The sequence below is a fragment of the Longimicrobium sp. genome, from assembly GCF_036554565.1.
In the GTDB taxonomy this organism is placed as follows: Bacteria; Gemmatimonadota; Gemmatimonadetes; order Longimicrobiales; family Longimicrobiaceae; genus Longimicrobium.
This window is the reverse complement of sequence record NZ_DATBNB010000179.1, coordinates 1-3,230: the sequence shown is the minus strand read 5'-3', so window position 1 is coordinate 3,230 and position 3,230 is coordinate 1. Positions and strand designations below refer to the sequence as shown.

General features: G+C 70.3%; 3 protein-coding genes. All 3 read left to right on the top strand.

The genetic code is table 11. The annotated features are described in order from the left end of the window. Positions 1 to 176 precede the first annotated feature (176 nt). Entirely contained in the window at positions 177 to 1,697 is a 1,521-nt protein-coding gene (locus VIB55_RS04920) for a patatin-like phospholipase family protein (protein WP_331875554.1), read from the top strand. Positions 1,698 to 1,762: 65 nt separating this feature from the next. Further along, the gene (locus VIB55_RS04915) at positions 1,763 to 2,590 is read left to right on the top strand and encodes a class I SAM-dependent methyltransferase (protein ID WP_331875553.1); all 828 of its coding nucleotides are present in this window, start codon (positions 1,763 to 1,765) and stop codon (positions 2,588 to 2,590) included. A gap of 31 nt (positions 2,591 to 2,621) precedes the next feature. Next, the coding region (locus VIB55_RS04910; RefSeq protein ID WP_331875552.1) for a class I SAM-dependent methyltransferase at positions 2,622 to 3,230 on the top strand (609 nt) is incomplete at its 3' end.

Below are 3,230 nucleotides of genomic sequence, written 5' to 3'. Positions count from 1 at the left end.
CTCGGGCGCCGCCTGGAAGAAGCGCGGGCAGGCGCGTAGCTCCGGCGGCGGGGCGCGGAACGCTCCACGCCGCCCAACGATGTACCATCGCCGGCCAGGGCGCGGGACACTCCGGTCCCCGCCCCCCGGACCTCAGCAGGCGCAAATCAGGCCAGGTGGCCTGGAGGAGCCGAACGATGCCACAGTATCGCATTCTCTCGATGGACGGCGGCTACGGCTGGAACACCGCCACCCTGCTGCAGATGGTCAACAACCGCCTTCCGCAGGGCCAGCGAACGAGCGACCTGCTGGACCACGTGGACCTGTTCACCGGCGTTTCCGCCGGCGGAATGAACTCGCTGTTCTTTGCCAGCAAGGACCACCCCACCGAGGCGCTGGCCGAGATCACCCAGTTCTGGCAGCAGGTGAACCAGAGCGCCCTGCGCGGGCTGCTTCCGTCCAACTTCCTTGCCGGCGTGGCGCCCGAGCAGGTGCTGCAGGGGGACCCGCGGGCCGTCCAGCAGCTGTTGTCCAACGTGCAGCAGGCCGTTCCCGAGCTGTCGCCCCAGGCACTCGCGACGTTCAATCCGTTCGACCCCACCAACATCTACAAGATGATGGGCGCCTTCTGGAACCTGTGGGGCGCGGCGGTGCACCTGGGGATGGCCGCCGTCGGCGCGACCTCGCTCTTCAGCAGCAACGACCTGCGCCAGTTCTTCATCGGCTACTTCGGCGCCGACATGAAGCTGGGTGACCTGAAGAAGAAGGTGTCGATCACCGCCTTTCAGCTCGACAACGGCGAGCCGGGCCCGCTGCGGTCCTGGAAGCCCAAGGTGTACCACAACTTCCCGCGCCAGGTAGGAACCGAGCCGGACCTGGACGAGCTGGTGGTGGACGTGGCGCTGCGCACCGCCGCGGCCCCCGTCGAGGAGCCGATCTACCAGGGAATGTCGGGGACCGGCCCCGGCTTCGTGGACGGGGGCGTGGTCGCCAACAACCCGGCCATGATCGGGCTGGCGCAGGCGCTGGCCGCGGGGGTGCCGCTGGAAGACATCCTGCTCTTTTCGGTGAGCACCGGCCGCAACCTGGTCACCGACACCGAGTTCCTGGCCCCCACCTTCGCCGGCGGGGTGGCGCCGTGGGGCTACGGCAAGTGGCTGTTCGATCCCGCCAAGCCGCTCGCGCTGATCGAGATGCTGCTGGAGGCCAGCACCGACGCGGTGGTGTTCCAGACCGAGCTGCTCCTGGGAACGGAGCGCGCACACCGCCTGAGCCCCCCGCTCCAGTACTTCAACGTTCCCAACGATCCGCTCACCACCGCGCTGATCGACGCATCGGTTTCCTTCCTGGAGACCTCCGGCTGGCTGACGGCGGACCACCTGCCGCTCACCTCCCTGCGCATCAGCGCGAAGCCCGTGTCGGTCGTGCAGGAGCTGCGGACGCTGCGCACCCAGGTTCCGCCGGGGACGGCCGCGCCCGTGACGGCCGTGCCCGGTGTGGATGCCTCCACGCCGACGCTCGGCTCGCCCGCGCCGACTCCCGGCTTGGTTGCGCCGGCTCCCGGTTCGCTTGCGCCGACTCCCGGCTCGGTTGCGCCGGCTCCCGGCTCGCTTGCGCCTGCTCCCGGCTCGCCCTCGCCGGCTCCCGGCACGCCGGCCCCGACTCCCGGCTCGCCGCCCGTCCGCACGCCGGACGACCCGATCTCGGAGGTGCAGTGACGCGGGTGAAGGAGACCAGGCCGGGCTCCGGCAAGCCACATCACAACGCCGAAAGGGCAGACGCAATGGCAGTGAACGCAGATCCGCCGATGGGGGGCACCCTGCCCCTGGAGCAGCTGGCGATGGGCGGGTACCGCATGGCCACCCGCATCTTCAGCTGGTACATCAGCGTGTGGGACCAGCTGGCCATCAGCGGGACGCCCTTTCCCGCGGTGCCGCCCATCTACCTGCGCCACCGGGTGCACGGCGACGGCTCGCTCGGCGGCTTCCTGCAGGTGGGCCAGCGCTCGCGCCAGGACCTGGAGGCCGCGCTGGGCCGCATCGGCCGGCGGATGAGCGACTTCAGCGACGTCATGGACTTCGGCTGCGGTTGCGGGCGGACGCTGCTCTGGCTTTCCGAGCTGGCGGGCACCACCCGCCTGTACGGCACCGACACCGACGCTGAAGCGGCGGAGTGGTGCCGGCGCAACCTGCCGTTCGCCACCTTCACCAACAACCGGCCGATGCCGCCCCTGGACTACCCCGAGGGCAGCTTCGACCTGGTGTACGCCATCTCGGTGCTCACCCACCTGGACGAGGAGTACCAGTGCCGCTGGCTCGAGGAGCTGCGGCGGGTCACCCGTCCGGGGGGCGTGCTGCTGCTCACGGTGCACGGGCCCGACCGCGTTCGCGGCGACCTTGGCCCGGAGCTCCAGGCCCAGGTGCACGAGAAGGGAATCCTCTTCGTTCCCTCCCTGCTGCACCGCGGGATCTTTCCGGAGTGGTACCAGCTCACCTACCACTCGCGGGAGTACGTGGAAAAGACGTTCGCGCGCTACTTCCGGGTGCTCGACTACATCCCGCTGGGGCTGAACGCGTACCAGGACATCGTGGTCCTGGAGCGCACACCGTGACCCCGCCGCGGACCGGCCGGAGATGCCCTCGATGAGCGCACCCCCCGGCTTTCAGCTCGCCATGCAGGCGTACCGGGCGGGCACCATGGCCGCCAGCTGGGCGGTGAGCTTCTACGACCAGGTGAAGCTCGCGCAGCTGGGGGTGCAGGGGGTGGCGCCCATCTCCCTGCGCTACCGCGTGCAGGGGAGCTCCGACGTCGAGATGTACCTGCGCCTGGGACGGCTGAGCCGCGACGAGATCCAGGCGGCGCTCGGGCGGGTGGGGCGGAGCGTTGCCGGCTGCGAGCGGGTGCTGGACTTCGGCTGCGGGTGCGGGCGCACCCTGCTCTGGTTCCGCGAGATGGCGTCCGGCACCCGCTTCTACGGCACCGACATCGACGCCGAGGCCATCGCCTGGTGCCAGGGGAACCTTCCCTTCGCCACCTTCGGGGTGAACCAGCCGCTGCCGCCGCTGTCGTATCCCGACGAGCAGTTCGACCTGGTCTACGCCCTTTCCGTCTTCACGCACCTGAGCGAGGAGCAGCAGCACCTGTGGATCGACGAGCTGCACCGGGTGCTGCGCCCGGGCGGGATCGCGCTGCTCACCTTTCTGGGCTACCACCCCGGCGTGCACGCGGGGCCCGGCGTGCACGCCGGGAGC

What these genes read in the sequence shown, in the direction of transcription:
- VIB55_RS04920 (WP_331875554.1), top strand. Translation starts at nt 177, where the DNA reads ATGCCACAGTATCGCATTCTCTCGATGGACGGCGGCTACGGCTGGAAC.
- VIB55_RS04915 (WP_331875553.1), top strand. Translation starts at nt 1,763, where the DNA reads ATGGCAGTGAACGCAGATCCGCCGATGGGGGGCACCCTGCCCCTGGAG.